The organism is Rhodococcus sp. FH8 (assembly GCF_019266085.1).
GTDB classification, from domain to species: domain Bacteria; phylum Actinomycetota; class Actinomycetes; order Mycobacteriales; family Mycobacteriaceae; genus Rhodococcus_F; species Rhodococcus_F qingshengii.
On record NZ_LPNQ01000046.1, the window covers coordinates 1 to 16605 of the forward strand.

Consider the following 16605-nt stretch of genomic DNA (forward strand, 5'->3'; position numbering starts at 1 on the left):
GGTGCGCTGTTCCACAAGGGCAAGCTCCTCGAACGACCCGTCGAGATCACCCCGGAACCGTCACCGGACACGCCGGTATCCGAGGTCGCCTGACACACCTTAATCCACAGAATTTGACGATTCCTCCTTGCGTGGATGGTAGATCCTCACCTGCAGACCTTCCTCTTTCCACAATCGGTGCACTTTCTTCTTGTTCACCGCCATCGCCTGATCGTGTCGCAGATGCGCCCAGGCGCGACGGAAGCCATGCAACGGGTGTGTTCGCGCGTAGTCACGCAGAATCGCTCTCAGGACCGCATCGGGGTCGGCGGGAGTCTGTGCGATCGGCGTACGGGCGTAGGTGGACCGGGCAAGCCCAACTGCTCTGCAGGCCAACCGCTTCGACACTCTCATCGTCGTGACGAGCATGTCGACAGCGCCGCTTGTCAGCCGGGCTCAAAATTTTCCCTTCGCCACCTCCCGCAGGGCGTCCTTCTCCAGTTCGGTGTCGGCGAGTAGTCGTTTGAGTTTGCCCTGCTGCTCCCGCAATTCCTTGAGTTCTTTCGCTGCGTCGATATCCATGCCGCCGTACTGGCGGCGCCAGTTGTACAACGTCGCTGCCGAAACCTCGAGCTCGCTGGCGATCTCTTCCTGCGTTTTCCCCGCCGCGGTGAGCTCGTCTGCTCGGCGCAACTTGCGCACGATGTCCTCTGCGGAGTTCCTCTTCCGTCCAGCCATGTTCCTCATCGTCCTATCCGCCCACGTCACGGGCAACAAGACTCTAAAACAAGATGGCCCCGTTCACTGGGGACATGCCAGTACAGCTCGCATGATCCATCTACCCGTTCATGCGTAGTAGTTGAACCAGGTCGAAATCTACTTCACCGCTGTGCAGCGCAAAGGCCCTCACGCCCGACGACTTTTCTGCGATCTCGACGAGGTGGCCGGCCGCCTACTCGCCTTCCAGAAATGTTATAACGCTACTGCCCACCCCTTCGATTGGACCTTCACGCGGCTGACCTTCACGAACTTCTCCACCGCCTCGGCGCCACGATCCTTATGCGCTATGGTCGTTCGGCGCGTGACCCCCGATTGGCTAACGGGCGCACACACACTAGAGCGATTCGGGTCGAAGCGCAGCGATGAAGTGCGCCAGATCTACGACAATGAAGACGCCAATGGCGGAGGCCACTACGTCTCCGGCGCCTTGCGCTCGAACTTCGGCAGCAACGTGCAGCTTGCGTCCATCACGCGCTTTCAGCGTGGCACTTACCTCATAGGGCACTTTCAGGCGAACCGGCGCGAGGAACTCGACATCGAGCTTACGTGTAACCGCCATGTCCCCGATCACATAAAGAAGCATTCCCACCATGTCATCGAGCACGGTGACCACAGCTCCCCCATGCGCGATGCCCGGAGCACCTCGATGCCGACTATCGAACACATGCTCCGCCACGACGCCGTCGCCGCGACGTCGCGCCAGTAGATGATGACCGTGGGGGTTGTCCGGGCCACAGCCGAGACACCATGGGTGGTGAGGCGGGAGAGGGTCGCCATCGGCCAGTGTGTCTCGCCGCTCCTCGAAGCTACTCCACCAGTCCGTCACGAGCGCGATCTCAACCTGGCCTTCGGAACAATCTTGATAGGTTTCAAGCGGTTCTGTCACGACCAACCCACTGAGGCAGGGTTCAGCCTGTCGACGGCATCAAGACGATCCCGGTCACCAAGCGGATCTCCTTCACCGGCAACCCCCATTTTATCAAAGCGTCGTCTGAGCATCATCACAGAATCAGCCGCATCGTGTCAGTCTCCTCGACGAGTTTCGCGCCCATCATGTATCTGTCACCAGCATTCTCTTTTGACGGATATTAGTACCACCGCAATGAAACGCACTCTCCGTGTAATGCCCTTCTCTGCACCAACTTTCGGCTTACATAACAAGCTACCTGATCTATTTCACGAGACGAACGTGGTTAGCGGTCTTCAGTTACCAACGAGCTGGACGCAACCTCTAAAGCCTCGACAAGATCCCTTTCGGCCCCGGGCAATCTACCAGCTGACAGGACAACCGCGTTCAAGCGAGCTCGCATGTCAACGTCACGCTGGATGCAAGCGCGCGCGGTCTCGGTCCAGGCCTGCGCACAACGGTCGGCGACTTGCGCGAGGCCTTCTGTGGCGAGGTCGCCGGTCAGTCGTGCGACCTCGGCGCACCCCTCGGCGAGTAAGCGTCGGAACAACCCGCCGCCGGTGCCTGCTTTCTCGATGAACGCGCCGAGACCGAACAGTAGGATCTCGAGTTCGTCGTCAGGAAGGTCTGCCCAGGTGTGGACGTCGGCTGCCAGCGCTGCGGCGGCTGCCAGCCCCTCAGCACCGCTCGATGCGGGGATATCGGCGATTCTTGCCCCTGATGGCTGACGCAAGTTATCAGCAGACTGCCGAAACGCTGCCGCTGCAGCGTCACCGATCACGGGAAGGTCGCTCGGCCAGGTAATCCGATACGTGCAGTGGCGCGTTGGCTGCGGGAACGACGTCGAAGACCTGGCCCGGGCCAGCGAGTCGAAGGGAACCTCCTGCACCTCGGCCCGGTCGTTGTCTACGACGAACGCTACGCCCGCGTCCTCGTCGTAGCCGATCACGACGATGTCGTGGCGGCTCATCTTCATCTGGACCCTCAGATACGGTAGCTCGGCGATGTCGCCCCACACCAGGCTTGGTCGACCGGAGTCGATTTCGTCGCGGACCCACGACCATCCCTCCTCTGGATCGTCGGTGGTTAGGACCTCGACCTGCCCGCCGAGTCGGCGCGGTAGGTCGACTTCGAAGTCGGCACCTCGTCCCACCAGATAAAGCGGTGGAACGAGGGCATTCGATCGAAGATAGGACAACCCCAAGGCACCCCCGAGGGTAAATGTCAGCCCCTCGCTGGGCGGTCCATCCCACCCGAGACCGTGCCAGTGCAGCAGATCTCGCATCGCGCCTGAACCACAGTGGCCCCCGATCTGATGGGGGTAGCCCTCGATGAGGGTTTTGTGCGGCATATGCGATCCTTTCCGAGTGGCGGGGCGTGGGGGTGTCGAAGACCAGTCAGTTGCCAGGGATTCGTTCCAAGTGGGCATGCGTAGCCCATGGGTCGACGTTGCTTACGAACACTGAAGTGGTGGCCCACAGTTGGCACCGAACTGTTGCGGGTCTCGTTGGATCGAGCTCAAGCTCGGAGGGAAGGGTCGATTCGCGAGCCGCCGATAGAAGCCGCAGTTTCGTTAGTGGGCGCGCCGAATGAGGTTTGGACCTGTTCGTCCTTCGAATTGCGTATCGCTCGCCGACGTCATATCGATCGAGCTCAAGGCAGAGTCGCCTCACACTGCACCGGCGAGTGACAGTTCGGCGCGGTCGATGGGGAGCTGCTGCGAGATGACCCGCTTGCTGAACATGAAGTCGCGGGGACGATTGATGCAGTCCGCCGCAATCAGCTCTGCACTGCGTAGGTAGTAGCAGGTGAAGTCGCGGTCACGGGTCGGGTTTCCGCTGAGGACGACTTCGTCGTACCCAGTGTTGAGCCCGGCGATCTGGAGCTTGAGATCGTATTGATCCGACCAGAACCAGGGAAGCGCCTTTATCTCCTTAGGCTTTCCGCAAATGGTCGCGGCAGCGACCTTGGCCTGCTCGGCGGCGCTCGGCACGGACTCCAGGCGAATGCGACGTCCGTAGCGGGCCATGTCGTGGCTGGCGCAATCCCCGGCGGCCACGATGTTGTGATCACTGGTCCGGGCGTGGTCGTCGATGACGACGCCATTGTCAACAGCAAGGTCCGCGGCGGCGGCGAGGTCGACATTGGGCTCCACGCCGATTCCGACAATGAGGAGGTCGGCAGGGATTGATTCGCCGCTGGCCAGGACCACTTCGCGGACGCGGCTATCGCCGGTGAGCGCTTCGACCAGGGCTCCCGTGCGGATATCGACCCCTTCACTGCGGTGGATTCGGTCGAAAAATGCGGAGACTTCGGGAGCGGTGACCCGCTCGAGGACGCGTTCGGTCGCCTCCAACACGGTGACCTCCAGACCCAGTGCACGCAAGGAGGCGGCCGTCTCTAGGCCGATGTAGCCCCCGCCGACGATCACGGCTCGACGTCCGGGGGTCGCGGCCTTTCGAATCAACCCAACATCCGCGGCGGTGCGTAGGTAGTAGACGCCGGCCAGGTCGGCCCCCGGGGTAGGGAGCCGCCGCGGGCGGGCACCGGTGCACAAGGCGAGCTTGTCATAGGTCAACGCGTCGCCAGTGCTGAGCGAAAGGCTTCCTGCTGAGCGGTCGATCGCCTCTACAGTCGCGTCCAGGAGTTGGATCCCGTGCTTGCTGTAGAACTCGACGCTTCGGATCTCCAGGTCCTTGAGCGTGCTCTTCGAGGCCAGGTAAGCCTTCGACAAAGGAGGGCGTTGGTACGGCAGCGCTGATTCATCGCCGATGAGGACGATCTCTCCGGTCCAACGTTCCTGGCGCAGGCTGGCTGCGAGTTGAGCCCCAGCATGGCTGGCCCCGATGATGACGGCGCGCTGTGCGGTCATGCGTCGGATTTCGGGGTGAGGCGGACCGTCATCTTGCTGATCCCTCTCACGAAGTTGGACTGGACGTATTCGGGTTCGCCGATGACATCGATGTTCTCGAAACGAGCGAGCAATTCCTCCCAGAGGATCCGCAGCTGAAGTTCGGCCAACCGGTTACCCATACAGCGGTGAACACCGAAGCCGAAAGAGATGTGGTTGCGCGCGTTGGCCCGGTCGATGATGAAGTCGTCGGGCCGGTCGAACACGCGTTCGTCGCGGTTGCCCGACGCGTACCACATCACGACCTTGTCGCCTTTCCGGATGAACTGCCCGTTGAGCACCGTGTCGACCTTGGCGATTCGTCGCATGTAGGCCAATGGTGTCTGCCACCGGATGATCTCCGAGTTCATGTTGGAGATCAGGTCGGGATTGGCCTTGAGTTTCTCGAATTGATCGGGGAACCGGTTCAGCGCGAGAACACCGCCGCTCATCGAATTGCGGGTGGTGTCGTTGCCACCGACGATCAGCAATACGAGGTTGCCCAAGAATTCCATCGGTCGGCTGATCAGGTCCTTGGTGTCGGCGTTGCTCTGCAGCATGGTGATCAGGTCGAACCCTGGTTCTTCTCCGGCAGCGGTCCGGGCCGCTTTGTCGTGCCAGTGCTCGCTGAGACCTTGTGCCATCTCGCGCATACCGACGAACGTGTCGTCGAGGTCTGAGGGGCCGCCGTTGGTCTGCTCCATCGAGGTTGCGAGGTCTGACCATTCGACGAGTTTATGACGCTGTTCGTATGGAAAATCGAGAAGGGTTGCAAGCATTCGAGCGGTCAACTCGATAGAGACGTTCTGTACCCAGTCGAATGGCTCATTCCTTGGCAGGTCATCGAGCACCTCCTGGACTCGCGAACGAATCAGCCCCTCCATCTCACGAAGATTCTTCGGCGCGACCACGCCCTGGACGGCGGCCCGCTGCCTGTCATGGCGGGGCGGATCCATCGCAATGAACATTGTGATATCTAAAAAACGCGGCGGGACCCCGATGACGATTAGCGGCTCGGCGGAGAATGACTCATGATCCTTGTCGACGGCCATTATGTCGGCATGCCGCGTGACCGACCAGAACGGCCCGAAGGGACTGTCCGGTAAATAGTGCACCGGCGCCTCATTGCGTAGGCGCTCGTAGTAGGACTGCCAACGCCCCTGACGATAGAGAAACGGGTTGCTGAGGTCGATGTCAGCGAGCTCGACGTCTTCGACCGGTGGTATTGGGCTCTCTACGAACAGCTTCTTTCCGTTCGATCCGGTCACCCAACGTCGGGTCCTGTCGTACAGGTGTGCGCCGCGGATTTGCAGGTCGATCGGGATGGCAGATTGAACTTTGTCAGTGATCACTTCAGAAACCTTCATTACGTCTTATCCGTCACTCTCGTGGGTCACATCTGAAATTCTGGCGTCTGGACAATCAAGCCGTCCCACGCCGCCGAAACGAGCATCTGGCAAGACAATCGGGAGGTGGGTTGACGCTCGGGGTTCATCGCAAGCATCTCCTCCTCCTCCGATCCTGAACGTCCGACCAACTCGGACCACTGCGGGTCGACGATCACATGGCAGGTCCCACACGCGGCTTCACCCCCACAGTCGCCATCAATACCGGGCACCGCGTTGTTGGTTGCGATCTGCATCAACGACGAACCTTCCTCGAGAGACACCTCACGCTCCTCGCCGTCGCGAGAGACAAAAGTGACAACAGCCATAACCAACTCCTGATGCAGCGTATTGATGGGATTTTAAATTCTGACAGCAACTGACCATGTCGGCTATGTTCGCCAGAGTCAGATGGTTGTGAATTCGACTCAGGGGGGAAAATGAAACGCAATGATGCGGGCGTGCCTCCTCCAGCTTTCACGCAACGAGTCATTCCAGTTCGACCTAGCGAGCCTGAACTCGCAACGCTCAATCCGAGAATTCGCTCATCCCCGAGCCTTGATGCCATTTGATTTACGGCTCCCCACTTTTGGTTGACGAAAAGTAGGTCCCCCCGGCGCCGAAAACCTTCAGGATCAGCGATAACAGGGGTCATTCGAACGGCGGGCACCAACCCGTTCACAGAAGTTTCCGTAGCAACTTGATCGTACGTTCAGTATACGGTGGATAAATCAGACGCAGATCGGGTTTGGTGGATTTGGACAGCACTGCTCTGCGGTGGCTGAGAGCCTCGAACCCCCATTTGCCGTGATACTCGCCGAGGCCGCTGGCACCGACACCACCGAAAGGCAGCTGCGGAATTAAGCAGTGCAATGCGACGTGATTGATGACGGCACCACCGGACGGGATGCGGTCGATCAGGTCACGACCTAGCTGCGATGAAGTGGTGAATAGGTAAAGTGCTAATGGCTTCGGGCCGGCGTTAATACGGGTTACAGCTGCGCTAATCGAGTCGATCGTGAGGATTGGCAACACAGGGCCGAAGATTTCACTGGCCATCATCGCGTCGGTGTCGGGCGGATTCACAATGACCGTCGGCTCGATACGCAAACTGTCTCGGTTGAAGTGCCCTCCGCTGACGATGGTGCCCTGGGTGGCGGTGAGTAGTTGAACCAAGCGGTCGAATTGCCGTGCATTGACGATCGGCAGCGCGAACTCTTCTTCGGCAGACCGGAACTGGACGATGTTCTGGACGATCTTCTCCACCAGTTCGTCGACGATCGACTTATCAGCCAGAACATAATCCGGGGCGATGCAGGTTTGTCCAGAGTTGAGCAATTTCACCCACGCAATCCGACGCGCAGCGACGTCGATGTCGGCGTCGGCTGCCACGACGACTGGGCTCTTCCCGCCCAACTCGAGCGTCACCGGAGTCAACGTCAGCGCGGCAGTGGCCATAATCTTCTTACCGATCTCGGTGCTTCCAGTAAACAAGGCGTGATCGAAACCCTGGAAAAGCAGATCCTGAGTCGTCTCCCCGTCACCCTCGACAACGCGGACCGCCTCCGCATCAACATATTGCGGCACCAACCGGGCAAGCAACTCGGAGGTTGCAGGCGCAAGCTCGGATGGCTTGATCACTGCGCAGTTGCCGGCTGCCACCGCCGCCACCAAGGGACCCAGATTCAAATACAGGGGATAGTTCCATGGTCCGATGATCAGGACGACGCCCAACGGGTCGTACTGCACCCACCCGCGACCGGGCAATTGACTCAGCGGCAACGACACTCTCTTATGCCGCATCCATTTCTTCAGGTGCTTCCGCGCGTAGCGGGCTTCAGTCTTCGTGGCGTTGATGTCGCCGAGCCATGCCTCTACAGAAGAGCGGCCTAGGTCCTTGGACAACGCCAAGGCGATTTCGCTCTCACGTTCGGAACAAAGTCGCTCGATCCCTGTCAATTGGTCCAGTCGCCACTGCAGATCCCGTGTGCGGCCTGAATTTGCGACACGTCGGACCTCGTCGAGCAGTTGCTTGCGGTCGCGCCTGCCGCCCTGCGCCTCCATTTGTAATGGCATGTCAACTGCCTTTCTAGTAGCTCGGGCGATTTCTCTGGTAAACGGGTAGACATCATCGAATCGGGGTCCCAACGGCGCCGACCACGACAGCCGAGGCTTTCTTCATGAGGGAGATTTAGAACGACATCGGCCGGTCACCATCAAGGTATTGCCGGAGTCGTTGCATTTGTGGGCGAGTTTCACGGAAATGCCCCTAAGCCGGTGAGGGCTCCACGGCGCAGTACTCGATCTGCAAACCTCGCCGTTATTTGGGCTCCGCCACCCGACATTCACCACTGACTGCGGGAATTTGTCCCCGCGGTGGCGTCAGAATCGAATGAGCCCTCGGATGTTGCGGCCTGATCGCATGTCCTCATAGCCCTCGTTAATCTGATCGAGAGTGTACTCACGGGTGATCAGCTCATCGAGCTTGAGGTTTCCGCCGTTGTACAGTTCGACGAGGCGAGGGACGTCATGCGCAGCGTTCGACGAGCCGTACAGGGAACCGCGGATCTGCTTTTCGTAGAGTGTCAACTCCAACAAAGAGCCCGACATAGTGGTCTCCTCGGGATGCCCGATCGCGGTGACAACCACTCGCCCACGTTTGCCAACGAGTGATAGCGCCTCGGAAGTATAGGACCCTTCGGCGACATCCGTGGTCAAGATGCAGACGTCGGCGAGTTTGCCGCGAGTAATGTCACTGACCAGCGCCCACGCTTCGTCGATCGAGGCAACGGCATGCGTCGCGCCGAACACGCTGGATTGCTCCCTTTTGAATTCCACGGGGTCGACGGCGATGATGTTCAACGCGCCGGCGATCCGTGCGCCTTGAATCGCGTTCATGCCGATACCGCCGGCTCCGATTACGACCACTGTGTCCCCGGCGCGCACTTCGCCTGTGCGCACCGCCGACCCGTAACCGGTGGTGACGCCGCAGCCGATCAACGCCGCCTTATCCAGCGGTGTTCCTGTATCGATCTTAACCAGCGACGCCCTCGGCACGACCGTGTACTCCGAGAAGGTGCCCAGCAAGCACATCTGGCCGATGTCCTCGCCGCGTGCATGGAAGCGGTAGGTGCCATCGAGCTGGGGTCCCATCATGACGGCCGCGCCTGCGTCGCACAGGTTCCCTATACCGCGTGCGCAGTAGGAACAGTGCCCGCACGACGGAAGGAAGGTGAGGATGACCGAATCGCCCTCGGCGATATCCTCGACTCCCGCGCCGATTTCCACCACGGTGCCGGCGCCTTCGTGACCGCCGACTACGGGTAGAGGGAAGGGCAAGTCACCGGTCACGAGATGTTCATCGGAATGGCACAACCCACTCGCGGTCAGCCTGACGAGCACCTCGTTGGGGCCGGGCGGATCAAGCTCGACTTCCTCTACCTCCCACTTCTCTCCCAGGCCCCAGAGAACAGCAGCGCGTGTCTTCATGATTCTCCTTAGATCAATAATTCGGTTGCCGTGAAGGCCGATTCAGTCGAGCGTCTCAACAATGAAGTCACCGTCGGCGTATTGGCGCCGCAACTTCTTCTTGTCAAACTTGCCTGTCGAGGTCAGTGGAACTTCAGTAACGAATGCCCATCGTTCAGGTAGCCACCACTTGGCCACACGGTCGCGCAAGAATCCCGACAGCTCCCTAGCCGTAACGGTGCGTCCGGTATCGAGGACAACCACTGCCAGCGGTCGTTCCTGCCACTTATCGTCTGGCACACCGATCACAGTGGCGGTGCGCACCGCAGGATGAGCGGCCAATTCATTCTCCAGTTCGACTGACGAGATCCATTCACCTCCCGACTTGATGACATCCTTGGAACGGTCGGTCAGAGTGATGAACGCATCTGCGCTGATCACGCCAACATCTCCGGTACACAACCATCCATCCGGCGTCACCGCCGCACTGTCATGCTGGTAGTACGACCCGGTGATCCATGGGCCGCGAATCTGAATCTCGCCCACCGACTTTCCGTCCCAGGGCTGCTCAGCATCAGAGTCGTCGACGATGCGGGCCTCCACACCGGCCACCACCCTGCCCTGGGTTCCGCGTACCTGAAGGGACCTCTCCGGTGAGTCGGTGTCCCGCGGGAGCGCGACTGCAGCAAGCGGCGAGGTCTCGGTCATTCCCCATGCCTGTACGATGCGGATACCCAGCTCGTCGTAAGCGGTTATCAACGACCGCGGAACGGCTGAACCCCCGCAGGCCACCATCTTCAGCGAACTGACGTCATGGCCTGGATTGTCACGCAGGTAGTGCAAAACGTCGGTCCAGATCGTCGGGACCGCTCCCGCCATCGTCGGTCGCGCTGCCTCGATCATCTCCACCAACGGCTCAGCCTGTAAAAAGCGGTCGGGCAGCAGCATCTGCGCGCCTGCCATCATCGCCGCGTACGGCAGTCCCCACGCATTGGCATGGAACATCGGCACGATCGTCAATACCGTGTCGTCATGACCGATGCCCAGCGCATTCGAGGCGCACGCTGCCTGAGAATGCAGCCACGTCGAACGATGGCTGTAGATAACGCCTTTCGGATGGCCGGTGGTGCCGCTGGTGTAGCACATCGCAGCGGCCGACCGTTCGTCGACGTCTGGCCAGTCGAATGAGCTCGGCTGGGCGGCGACCACATCGTCGTACCGAAGGACGTCCTTTCCACACCCCTCAACAGCGGCAAGGTCGCCAGTACCGGTGACGAGCACCGTGCGAACCGAGGTCATCGAGGGAAGAGCCGACGCCAGGAGAGGAAGGACCGTTCCGTCGACGATGACCACCCGATCGTCGGCATGGTTTGCGATCCACGTCAGCTGTTCAGTCGGCAGTCGCAGATTCAACGTGTGCAGCACCGCGCCCATCGATGGCACCGCCGAATAGCATTCCAGATGCTCCTGGTTACTCCATTGGAGGGTCGCGACGCGCTCATCTCCACGAATCCCGATCGCGCGCAATGCATTAGCCAACTGAGCCGCACGTTCGCCCAGCTCTCGGTACGACACCCGGGAGATCTGCCCGGGTCCACGCGCGGTCAACACCGCACGCTCGCCATGAATCCTGGAGGCATGCCGCACTATCGACGACACGGTCAGCGGAACGTCCTGCATGGTGCTTTTCATCGCGCCACCGTCCTGCGGTCAGCGGTCAAGCGGAAGTCACGCATCGATCGGTAGTCACGCATCGATGAGATCCTGTCGATTCTCGCTCTGCAACATCGACTTGTACTCGGGAAACAGGTTCTTGGCCTGTGGGATCAGTTTGAGCAACTTGGGCACCGGCCCTTTTGCGCGCACGGTTCCCTTGGCCATCGCCATTGTCAGGTTCACCTTCCCTAGCCAGAACTTGTTCCCGGTGTCCGAAGACATGAACAGTTCGACATTGGGGACTGCGGTACTCGAAGCTCCGGTCTCCACCACTTTGTTCGGCATATCCACCGTCACCACCGCATCCGGATCGGTGTAATACACCCGCAACACCACCCCCGAGCCCGCAAGCTTGTCCGCCAGCCCCTCGATCTCCAGGCCACGCCGAAATATCCCGGCCATGTAGGCGTAAACCTCGTCCTCATTCTTGAACACAGCCATCTCGAACCTCCACCAATCTCGTTGTAGGTAATGCGCGGTCGCGAGCGACCAGGGACGCTCAATCTGCGATAGTCACCGCTCCCGTCAAACAAGTCATCGGGGGTGACCGCCTCTCAGCCGAACTCGTCGTTGCGAGGCATGCTTCCCGCCCACACGAGGGTGCGTGTGATGTTCACCATACCACCTTTTGCTCAAATCGTTACCTTTTTTTGTTTTTGTAAATACCCTGAGGTTACTCACGCGGATGCGTCGGGTTGCGACAAGAACATGATCTGCTCGGAGCGGACCGTGGAAGTCCGACAGTGGAATACGAGACGCTGCGGGAGTCGCAGCGCATTTCAAGCCAAAGATGACGGCATACGCATCGGCCACGATCACAAGGAAACAAGATTGGGTCTGCTGCACGGATAGGTGACAGTTGTAGTCACGCAGCCGGTGCGGCTGGTGTGTTCATGATGGTCTCGTATTCGATGGGGGTCAATCGGCCGAGGGCGGCCTGGCGTCGGCGGCGGTGATAGGTCCGCTCGATCCAGGTGACGATCGCTGTTCGGAGCTCCTGGCGGGTCGCCCAGGCCTGACGGTCGAGGACGTTCTTTTGCAACAGCGAGAAAAAGCTTTCCATTGCAGCGTTGTCGCCGCAGGCTCCGACTTTGCCCATCGATCCGATCAGGTCGTGAGTAGTTAAGACGTTAAGGAACTTTCGGGACGAAAATTGAGAGCCTCGGTCCGAGTGAACCACGCATCCGGTGACGTCGCCGCGGCGAGCGAGGGCGTTGTTCAGAGCGGTGACCGCCAGGCGGGCTTTCATCCGCGAGTCGATGGAGTATCCGACGATCCGATTACCGCAGGCATCTTTGATCGCACACAGATACAGCTTCCCCTCACCGGCTTGGATTCCAGCAATCGTCGCAACACCTACTGGAAGGTGTTGCAATGGCTGGCAAAAAGTACACGGATCAGCAGAAGGAAGAATTCTTCCGACTACTCGATAGAGGTGGCACGGTCCGCGCCGCAGCGCGTGCAGTCGGCGTTCATGAAGACGCAGGCTACAACTGGTTGCGGAAGACAGGGCTGACCATGGCGCGGGCCGCGCCGCGCACCTACCCCGCGGAACTCAAAGCTGAGTTCTTGCGGCTCGTTCGCGAGCGGCAAATCATCTCAACTGTTGCTCATGAGCTGGGGATTCATCGGCCAACAGCCCATGTATGGGCGCGGAAAGCAGGAATATCGACCAGCGAGGCACGCAAGGTCAACCCGCGGCGTGAAGAGTTCCTACGTCTACGAGCGGCGGGACTCACGCGCGTGGAGGCGAGGGCTCGCGTCGGGGCCGATGCCCGATCGGCGACCGACTGGGACAAAGGCATCACCATCATCAACCGAGGGCGTGTCTATCCCGACGGCCGGGTGGTGCGGTACCCCGTAAAGAACAATGATGTTGTGCCAGAACGAAGAACTCGCGCGATCGGCGGAAGTGTCGACCTCAATGTGGTCGAGAAGATCATCCATCCCCGTTACCTCAGCCTGCTCGAACGGGAGCAGTTGCAGGATCTACGGCGTGCGGGGTTGTCGATCCGGGCGATCGCGTCGGAGATGCGACGCGCACCGTCGACGATCAGCCGAGAACTCAAGCGCAACACCGTCTCGGTGAGGGGATATATGCCTCATACGGCGCATCGGCTGTCGGTGAAGCATCGGGCCAGGCCGCGGAGGGCGAAGCTGGTTGCCAATGCCGAGCTTCGTTCCTATGTCCAAGGGAAATTGGCGAAAAGGTGGTCGCCGCAACAGATCAGTCACCGACTGGTCAAGGACTTCCCGACCACGCCGGAAATGCGTGCGAACACCGAGACGATTTATCAAGCGATCTACGTGCACGCCCGAGGCGATCTCACACGTGAACTCGGAAAGCAACTGCGCCGCGGTCGAATTGCGCGCAAGCCACATAGGCAGTCCGATGCCCGTCGGCCGCGGTTCGTAGACCCGATGAACTCGATCAGCAATCGGCCGGCAGAGGTTGACTCGCGAAAAGTGCCAGGTCATTGGGAGGGCGATCTCATCATCGGTGCGCTGGGTGGATCGGCGATCGCGACACTAGTCGAACGCTCCTCCCGCTTCGTGATGCTCGGGCACCTCGGACGTGAACGGACTGCCGAAGCCGTCCGCGACTCTCTCATTACCACCGTCCGTCATCTGCCCGCATCGCTGCGAGGAACTCTGACCTGGGACCAAGGCGCCGAGATGGCCGAGCACCGGGCATTCGCCGCCGCGACCAACTTCGACGTCTACTTCGCAGACGCGGGCGCTCCCTGGCAGCGCGGCAGCAACGAGAACACCAACGGGCTTCTCCGCCAATACTTCCCGCGCGGTACCGACCTGGAAGCGCACAGCGTCGACAAACTCTTGGCCGTCGCGGAGGAGCTTAACGACCGACCCCGGAAATCGCTCGACTGGGACACCCCTGCCGAGCGCCTGAGTGCTTTACTGGAAGTCTCGTAATTACGAGTGTTGCGACGATTGCTGGAATCCAAGCGGTGGGGTGCTCGGTGATGTCGGTGAGCCACAATCGGTTCGGACGCTGCGCGGTGAACTCGCGTTGCACCAGGTCCTCGTGCACGGCCGGCCCGGAACGCACCGACTTCAGTCGGCGAGGCTTCTTGCCGAACCTCGACCACCAGGTGTTATCCGAGCAGATCCGCCACGCCGTCCGTGCCGCCATGACCTGACCCGCGGCCTCGGCTTCGTCGGCGAGAAACCGGTACCCGAACTCAGGGTCGTCCCGGTGGGCATCGAACAACGCGTTCGCCCGATATGCCCAGGTCAGATCTGCCTCGGTGACCGCATCACGCAGCCACCGATAGTACGGTTGGCGGGAGAGCTTCAAGACCCGGCACGAGACCGCGACGGGGATTCCGTCGACGGCGAGCTCCTTCACGAGCGGGTACATCATTTTCCCGGCAGATTCGCCTGCGACAGATACGCCGCAGCTCGCCGCAGCACCTCATTCTCCTGCTCCAGCAGCCGAACTCGTTTCTTCAACTCCCGGTTCTCGGCCATACTCATGCTGCTCAGCCCGGGTTTCGTACCGTCATCGACATCGGCTCGTCGCATCCACTTCGACAGTGTCATCGGGTGCACCCCGAAATCCGCGGCAACCTGATCGATCGTCACACCCGGTTCCCGGCCGCGGGCCACCCGGACTACATCCTCGCGAAACTCCTGTGGGTAAGGCTTCGGCATAGCTGCATCCTTCCAGGCCACCCCGAAGGTAAGCCAGATCAGATGTCACCTATCCGTGCAGCAGACCCATTCGGATAAAGTTATGGGTCAGTTGGCGGTAGCGTGACTTTCTCCGTTCCCACACGCACGTCTGCGCAGCGGAAACCAGTTATACCCGTCAGCGGGACCCGGTATACGATGTACTCGCCGCTCCGGCGACACTGAATCGCCCTCCCATAGGAGGGCGATGGTTTGACAAAGCCACTTGGCCTACCTCTGATGCCGCGGCCATCGAAGTGAGTGTTCAGGCTGGACCCCAGCAAACCACTTTCCTGCGAATGTTAGGTGAAGAGAGAGAACGCTGCGTTCGATTCGGTCTTCCGCCACACGATGTCGACACGAGCGCACCAGTGTGCTCCGCCTTCCCACACAACGACAGCTGTCGCGGGATGTCATGCGGCGAAAAATCGTGACTGGCGGAGGGACTAATGCCCATTTACCATTGTCGACATCTCGTTACCGTGCTACGACGCCACACGACCCAGTATCGCAGTCTACGAAGGTTACGAAGCCTACTCTGCGGGCTCGTTCTACCGAAGGCCAAGGTAGCGGAGCACCGAGAGTGAAATCTGGTCTGCTACGGCTTGGTTGCAGCGTTCCATAGAACCCGGGAGCACCAGATGACTGACGGTGAGGCGGATCCAAACATCGACCGCAGGGACAACGTCGGCAGCACGATCACCTCTGAGATGGGTCTGAATCCACGTCACCAATTCTTCGGTGGCGGACTTCAGCATGTTCGTCGATGTAGCGAGTAACGGCAACACCCCAGTGCCCATACGGGTGAGGTCATCCGAACGGCCAAGCTGGACGCCCAACAGGGGACTTTCAACGGCTTCGTCCAACGTGTAACGAACGGCTGCCGTGATGGCCGTCGGTACGTCGGCTGCGTTTGCGTCGAGGACCTTCCGGATTCCATCCAGAAAGCGGTGAGTCTCGCGCACGACTAGTGCGTCGCCGAGGGCAGCTTTACTCGCGAACTCGCGATACAACGTAGGCCGGGATACGCCAATCACAGCGGCGATTTCACTGAATCGCACTTTCTCCCAGCCCTTCTCGATGGCCAACTCCTGAGCTGCTCGCAAGGCTTCAGCGCGCAGCTGCAGACGAAAGGAAACCCGGACGGGCTCGACAACCATGACTAGAGTGTAACGGCTGATCAAGGAACCGGTTCAATGCCAGAACATCGCCGATCATTGAATCCCGGGTCATGTCGTTGCCGCCGACGATTAGCAATACCAAGTTGCCCAAAAACTCTCCCGGCCCAGCTAATCAGTGCCTTAGGTCTCAGCGTTGCCCTACACGTGGAGGTCCAGATCGAATCCGGCTTCTTCTCCGGCAGCGGTCATGTCCGCTTTGTCGTGCTAGTACCGCGGAAACGAACAACTGACAGACGCCGCGCACCGGACCTGCCGTGCGTGCGCCGATCCGCAGTGGCCTGAGATGGTCGGGCGCCCCGCAGGTCGCCGTCGATGCCGGGCACTGCGTTGTTGATTGCGATCCGCATCAACGGCAGCCTTCCTCGAAGAGGCGTCTCGCCATTCTCTCGTCGTACGATACAAAGGTCTCACCAGCCATAACCAACTCCTGATGCTGCGTTTATGTGATCGTTCAAATTGTGGTCGAAGTTGACTGCGTCGGGAGGAATCGTCAAATTCTGTGGATTAAGGTGTGTCAGGCGACCTCGGATACCGGCGTGTCCGGTGACGGTTCCGGGGTGATCTCGACGGGTCGTTCGAGGAGCTTGCCCTTGTGGAACAGCGCAC

The 16605-nt window shown here is 60.2% G+C and carries 15 protein-coding genes and 3 pseudogenes; 2 read left to right on the forward strand and 16 right to left on the reverse strand.

The features are described 5' to 3' along the window. Positions 1-99: 99 nt before the first annotated feature. From ATN38_RS33285 to ATN38_RS00910, 12 genes and pseudogenes are all read right to left on the reverse strand, one after another. Complete coding sequence (locus ATN38_RS33285; RefSeq protein WP_030538004.1) at positions 100-408, reverse strand: IS3 family transposase; 309 nt, start codon at positions 406-408, stop codon at positions 100-102. Between the two features lie 27 nt (positions 409-435). Continuing rightward, the gene (locus ATN38_RS00860) at positions 436-717 is read right to left on the reverse strand and encodes a transposase (protein ID WP_225320460.1); all 282 of its coding nucleotides are present in this window, start codon (positions 715-717) and stop codon (positions 436-438) included. 376 nt (positions 718-1093) lie between these two features. Further along, positions 1094-1351 carry a PaaI family thioesterase gene (locus ATN38_RS32470; protein WP_306300966.1) on the reverse strand — a complete coding sequence of 86 codons (258 nt, stop codon included), beginning with the start codon at positions 1349-1351 and terminating at the stop codon, positions 1094-1096. Between the two features lie 601 nt (positions 1352-1952). Further along, positions 1953-3017 (reverse strand): BtrH N-terminal domain-containing protein, encoded by a 1065-nt coding sequence (locus ATN38_RS00870; RefSeq protein WP_011331535.1) that lies wholly within the window; start codon positions 3015-3017, stop codon positions 1953-1955. A 318-nt stretch (positions 3018-3335) separates the two neighbouring features. Then, positions 3336-4538, reverse strand: a complete 1203-nt coding sequence (locus tag ATN38_RS00875) for an NAD(P)/FAD-dependent oxidoreductase (protein ID WP_011331536.1) — start codon at positions 4536-4538, stop codon at positions 3336-3338. Beyond that, positions 4535-5923, reverse strand: a complete 1389-nt coding sequence (locus tag ATN38_RS00880; RefSeq protein ID WP_021334602.1) for a cytochrome P450 — start codon at positions 5921-5923, stop codon at positions 4535-4537. Before ATN38_RS00880 ends, ATN38_RS00875 begins: the two co-directional genes overlap by 4 nt. A gap of 26 nt (positions 5924-5949) precedes the next feature. Next, the gene (locus ATN38_RS00885; protein ID WP_011331538.1) at positions 5950-6270 is read right to left on the reverse strand and encodes a 2Fe-2S iron-sulfur cluster-binding protein; all 321 of its coding nucleotides are present in this window, start codon (positions 6268-6270) and stop codon (positions 5950-5952) included. A 349-nt stretch (positions 6271-6619) separates the two neighbouring features. Continuing rightward, positions 6620-8017 (reverse strand): aldehyde dehydrogenase family protein, encoded by a 1398-nt coding sequence (locus ATN38_RS00890; RefSeq protein ID WP_011331539.1) that lies wholly within the window; start codon positions 8015-8017, stop codon positions 6620-6622. Positions 8018-8323: 306 nt separating this feature from the next. Next, positions 8324-9430: an NDMA-dependent alcohol dehydrogenase gene (locus ATN38_RS00895; RefSeq protein WP_011331540.1), complete on the reverse strand. Its 1107-nt coding sequence runs from the start codon at positions 9428-9430 to the stop codon at positions 8324-8326. A 42-nt stretch (positions 9431-9472) separates the two neighbouring features. Further along, positions 9473-11101: a fatty acid--CoA ligase gene (locus tag ATN38_RS00900; protein WP_011331541.1), complete on the reverse strand. Its 1629-nt coding sequence runs from the start codon at positions 11099-11101 to the stop codon at positions 9473-9475. Positions 11102-11155: 54 nt separating this feature from the next. After that, on the reverse strand, positions 11156-11566 hold the full coding sequence (locus ATN38_RS00905; protein ID WP_011331542.1) for an SCP2 sterol-binding domain-containing protein: 411 nt from the start codon (positions 11564-11566) through the stop codon (positions 11156-11158). Between the two features lie 424 nt (positions 11567-11990). Next, positions 11991-12449, reverse strand: a pseudogene (locus ATN38_RS00910) (transposase); the annotation flags it as partial. A 50-nt stretch (positions 12450-12499) separates the two neighbouring features. Between ATN38_RS00910 and ATN38_RS33290 the strand changes: the two are divergent. Beyond that, positions 12500-12625, forward strand: a pseudogene (locus ATN38_RS33290) (transposase); the annotation flags it as partial. A gap of 243 nt (positions 12626-12868) precedes the next feature. After that, positions 12869-14059 (forward strand): IS30 family transposase, encoded by a 1191-nt coding sequence (locus ATN38_RS00915; RefSeq protein WP_371746466.1) that lies wholly within the window; start codon positions 12869-12871, stop codon positions 14057-14059. On the opposite strand, the gene ATN38_RS00920 is transcribed toward ATN38_RS00915, so the two are convergent. From ATN38_RS00920 to ATN38_RS32475, 4 genes and pseudogenes are all read right to left on the reverse strand, one after another. Beyond that, entirely contained in the window at positions 13983-14510 is a 528-nt protein-coding gene (locus ATN38_RS00920) for a transposase (protein WP_011331550.1), read from the reverse strand. The genes ATN38_RS00915 and ATN38_RS00920 overlap by 77 nt on opposite strands. Continuing rightward, positions 14507-14800 carry a transposase gene (locus ATN38_RS00925; RefSeq protein ID WP_030537996.1) on the reverse strand — a complete coding sequence of 98 codons (294 nt, stop codon included), beginning with the start codon at positions 14798-14800 and terminating at the stop codon, positions 14507-14509. Before ATN38_RS00925 ends, ATN38_RS00920 begins: the two co-directional genes overlap by 4 nt. A gap of 569 nt (positions 14801-15369) precedes the next feature. Further along, positions 15370-15978, reverse strand: a complete 609-nt coding sequence (locus tag ATN38_RS00930; protein WP_021334597.1) for a TetR family transcriptional regulator — start codon at positions 15976-15978, stop codon at positions 15370-15372. Between the two features lie 16 nt (positions 15979-15994). Then, positions 15995-16203: pseudogene (locus ATN38_RS32475) on the reverse strand (cytochrome P450); the annotation flags it as partial. Between the last annotated feature and the right edge of the window lie 402 nt (positions 16204-16605).

Bases quoted from the DNA above. Each gene is read 5' to 3' on its own strand.
- ATN38_RS00880 (WP_021334602.1), bottom strand. From the start codon at position 5,923: ATGAAGGTTTCTGAAGTGATCACTGACAAAGTTCAATCTGCCATCCCG.
- ATN38_RS00875 (WP_011331536.1), bottom strand. From the start codon at position 4,538: ATGACCGCACAGCGCGCCGTCATCATCGGGGCCAGCCATGCTGGGGCT.
- ATN38_RS00890 (WP_011331539.1), bottom strand. From the start codon at position 8,017: ATGCCATTACAAATGGAGGCGCAGGGCGGCAGGCGCGACCGCAAGCAA.
- ATN38_RS00930 (WP_021334597.1), bottom strand. From the start codon at position 15,978: ATGGTTGTCGAGCCCGTCCGGGTTTCCTTTCGTCTGCAGCTGCGCGCT.
- ATN38_RS32470 (WP_306300966.1), bottom strand. From the start codon at position 1,351: ATGGTGGGAATGCTTCTTTATGTGATCGGGGACATGGCGGTTACACGT.
- ATN38_RS00905 (WP_011331542.1), bottom strand. From the start codon at position 11,566: ATGGCTGTGTTCAAGAATGAGGACGAGGTTTACGCCTACATGGCCGGG.
- ATN38_RS00925 (WP_030537996.1), bottom strand. From the start codon at position 14,800: ATGCCGAAGCCTTACCCACAGGAGTTTCGCGAGGATGTAGTCCGGGTG.
- ATN38_RS00900 (WP_011331541.1), bottom strand. From the start codon at position 11,101: ATGAAAAGCACCATGCAGGACGTTCCGCTGACCGTGTCGTCGATAGTG.
- ATN38_RS33285 (WP_030538004.1), bottom strand. From the start codon at position 408: ATGCTCGTCACGACGATGAGAGTGTCGAAGCGGTTGGCCTGCAGAGCA.
- ATN38_RS00885 (WP_011331538.1), bottom strand. From the start codon at position 6,270: ATGGCTGTTGTCACTTTTGTCTCTCGCGACGGCGAGGAGCGTGAGGTG.
- ATN38_RS00895 (WP_011331540.1), bottom strand. From the start codon at position 9,430: ATGAAGACACGCGCTGCTGTTCTCTGGGGCCTGGGAGAGAAGTGGGAG.
- ATN38_RS00860 (WP_225320460.1), bottom strand. From the start codon at position 717: ATGGCTGGACGGAAGAGGAACTCCGCAGAGGACATCGTGCGCAAGTTG.
- ATN38_RS00870 (WP_011331535.1), bottom strand. From the start codon at position 3,017: ATGCCGCACAAAACCCTCATCGAGGGCTACCCCCATCAGATCGGGGGC.
- ATN38_RS00920 (WP_011331550.1), bottom strand. From the start codon at position 14,510: ATGATGTACCCGCTCGTGAAGGAGCTCGCCGTCGACGGAATCCCCGTC.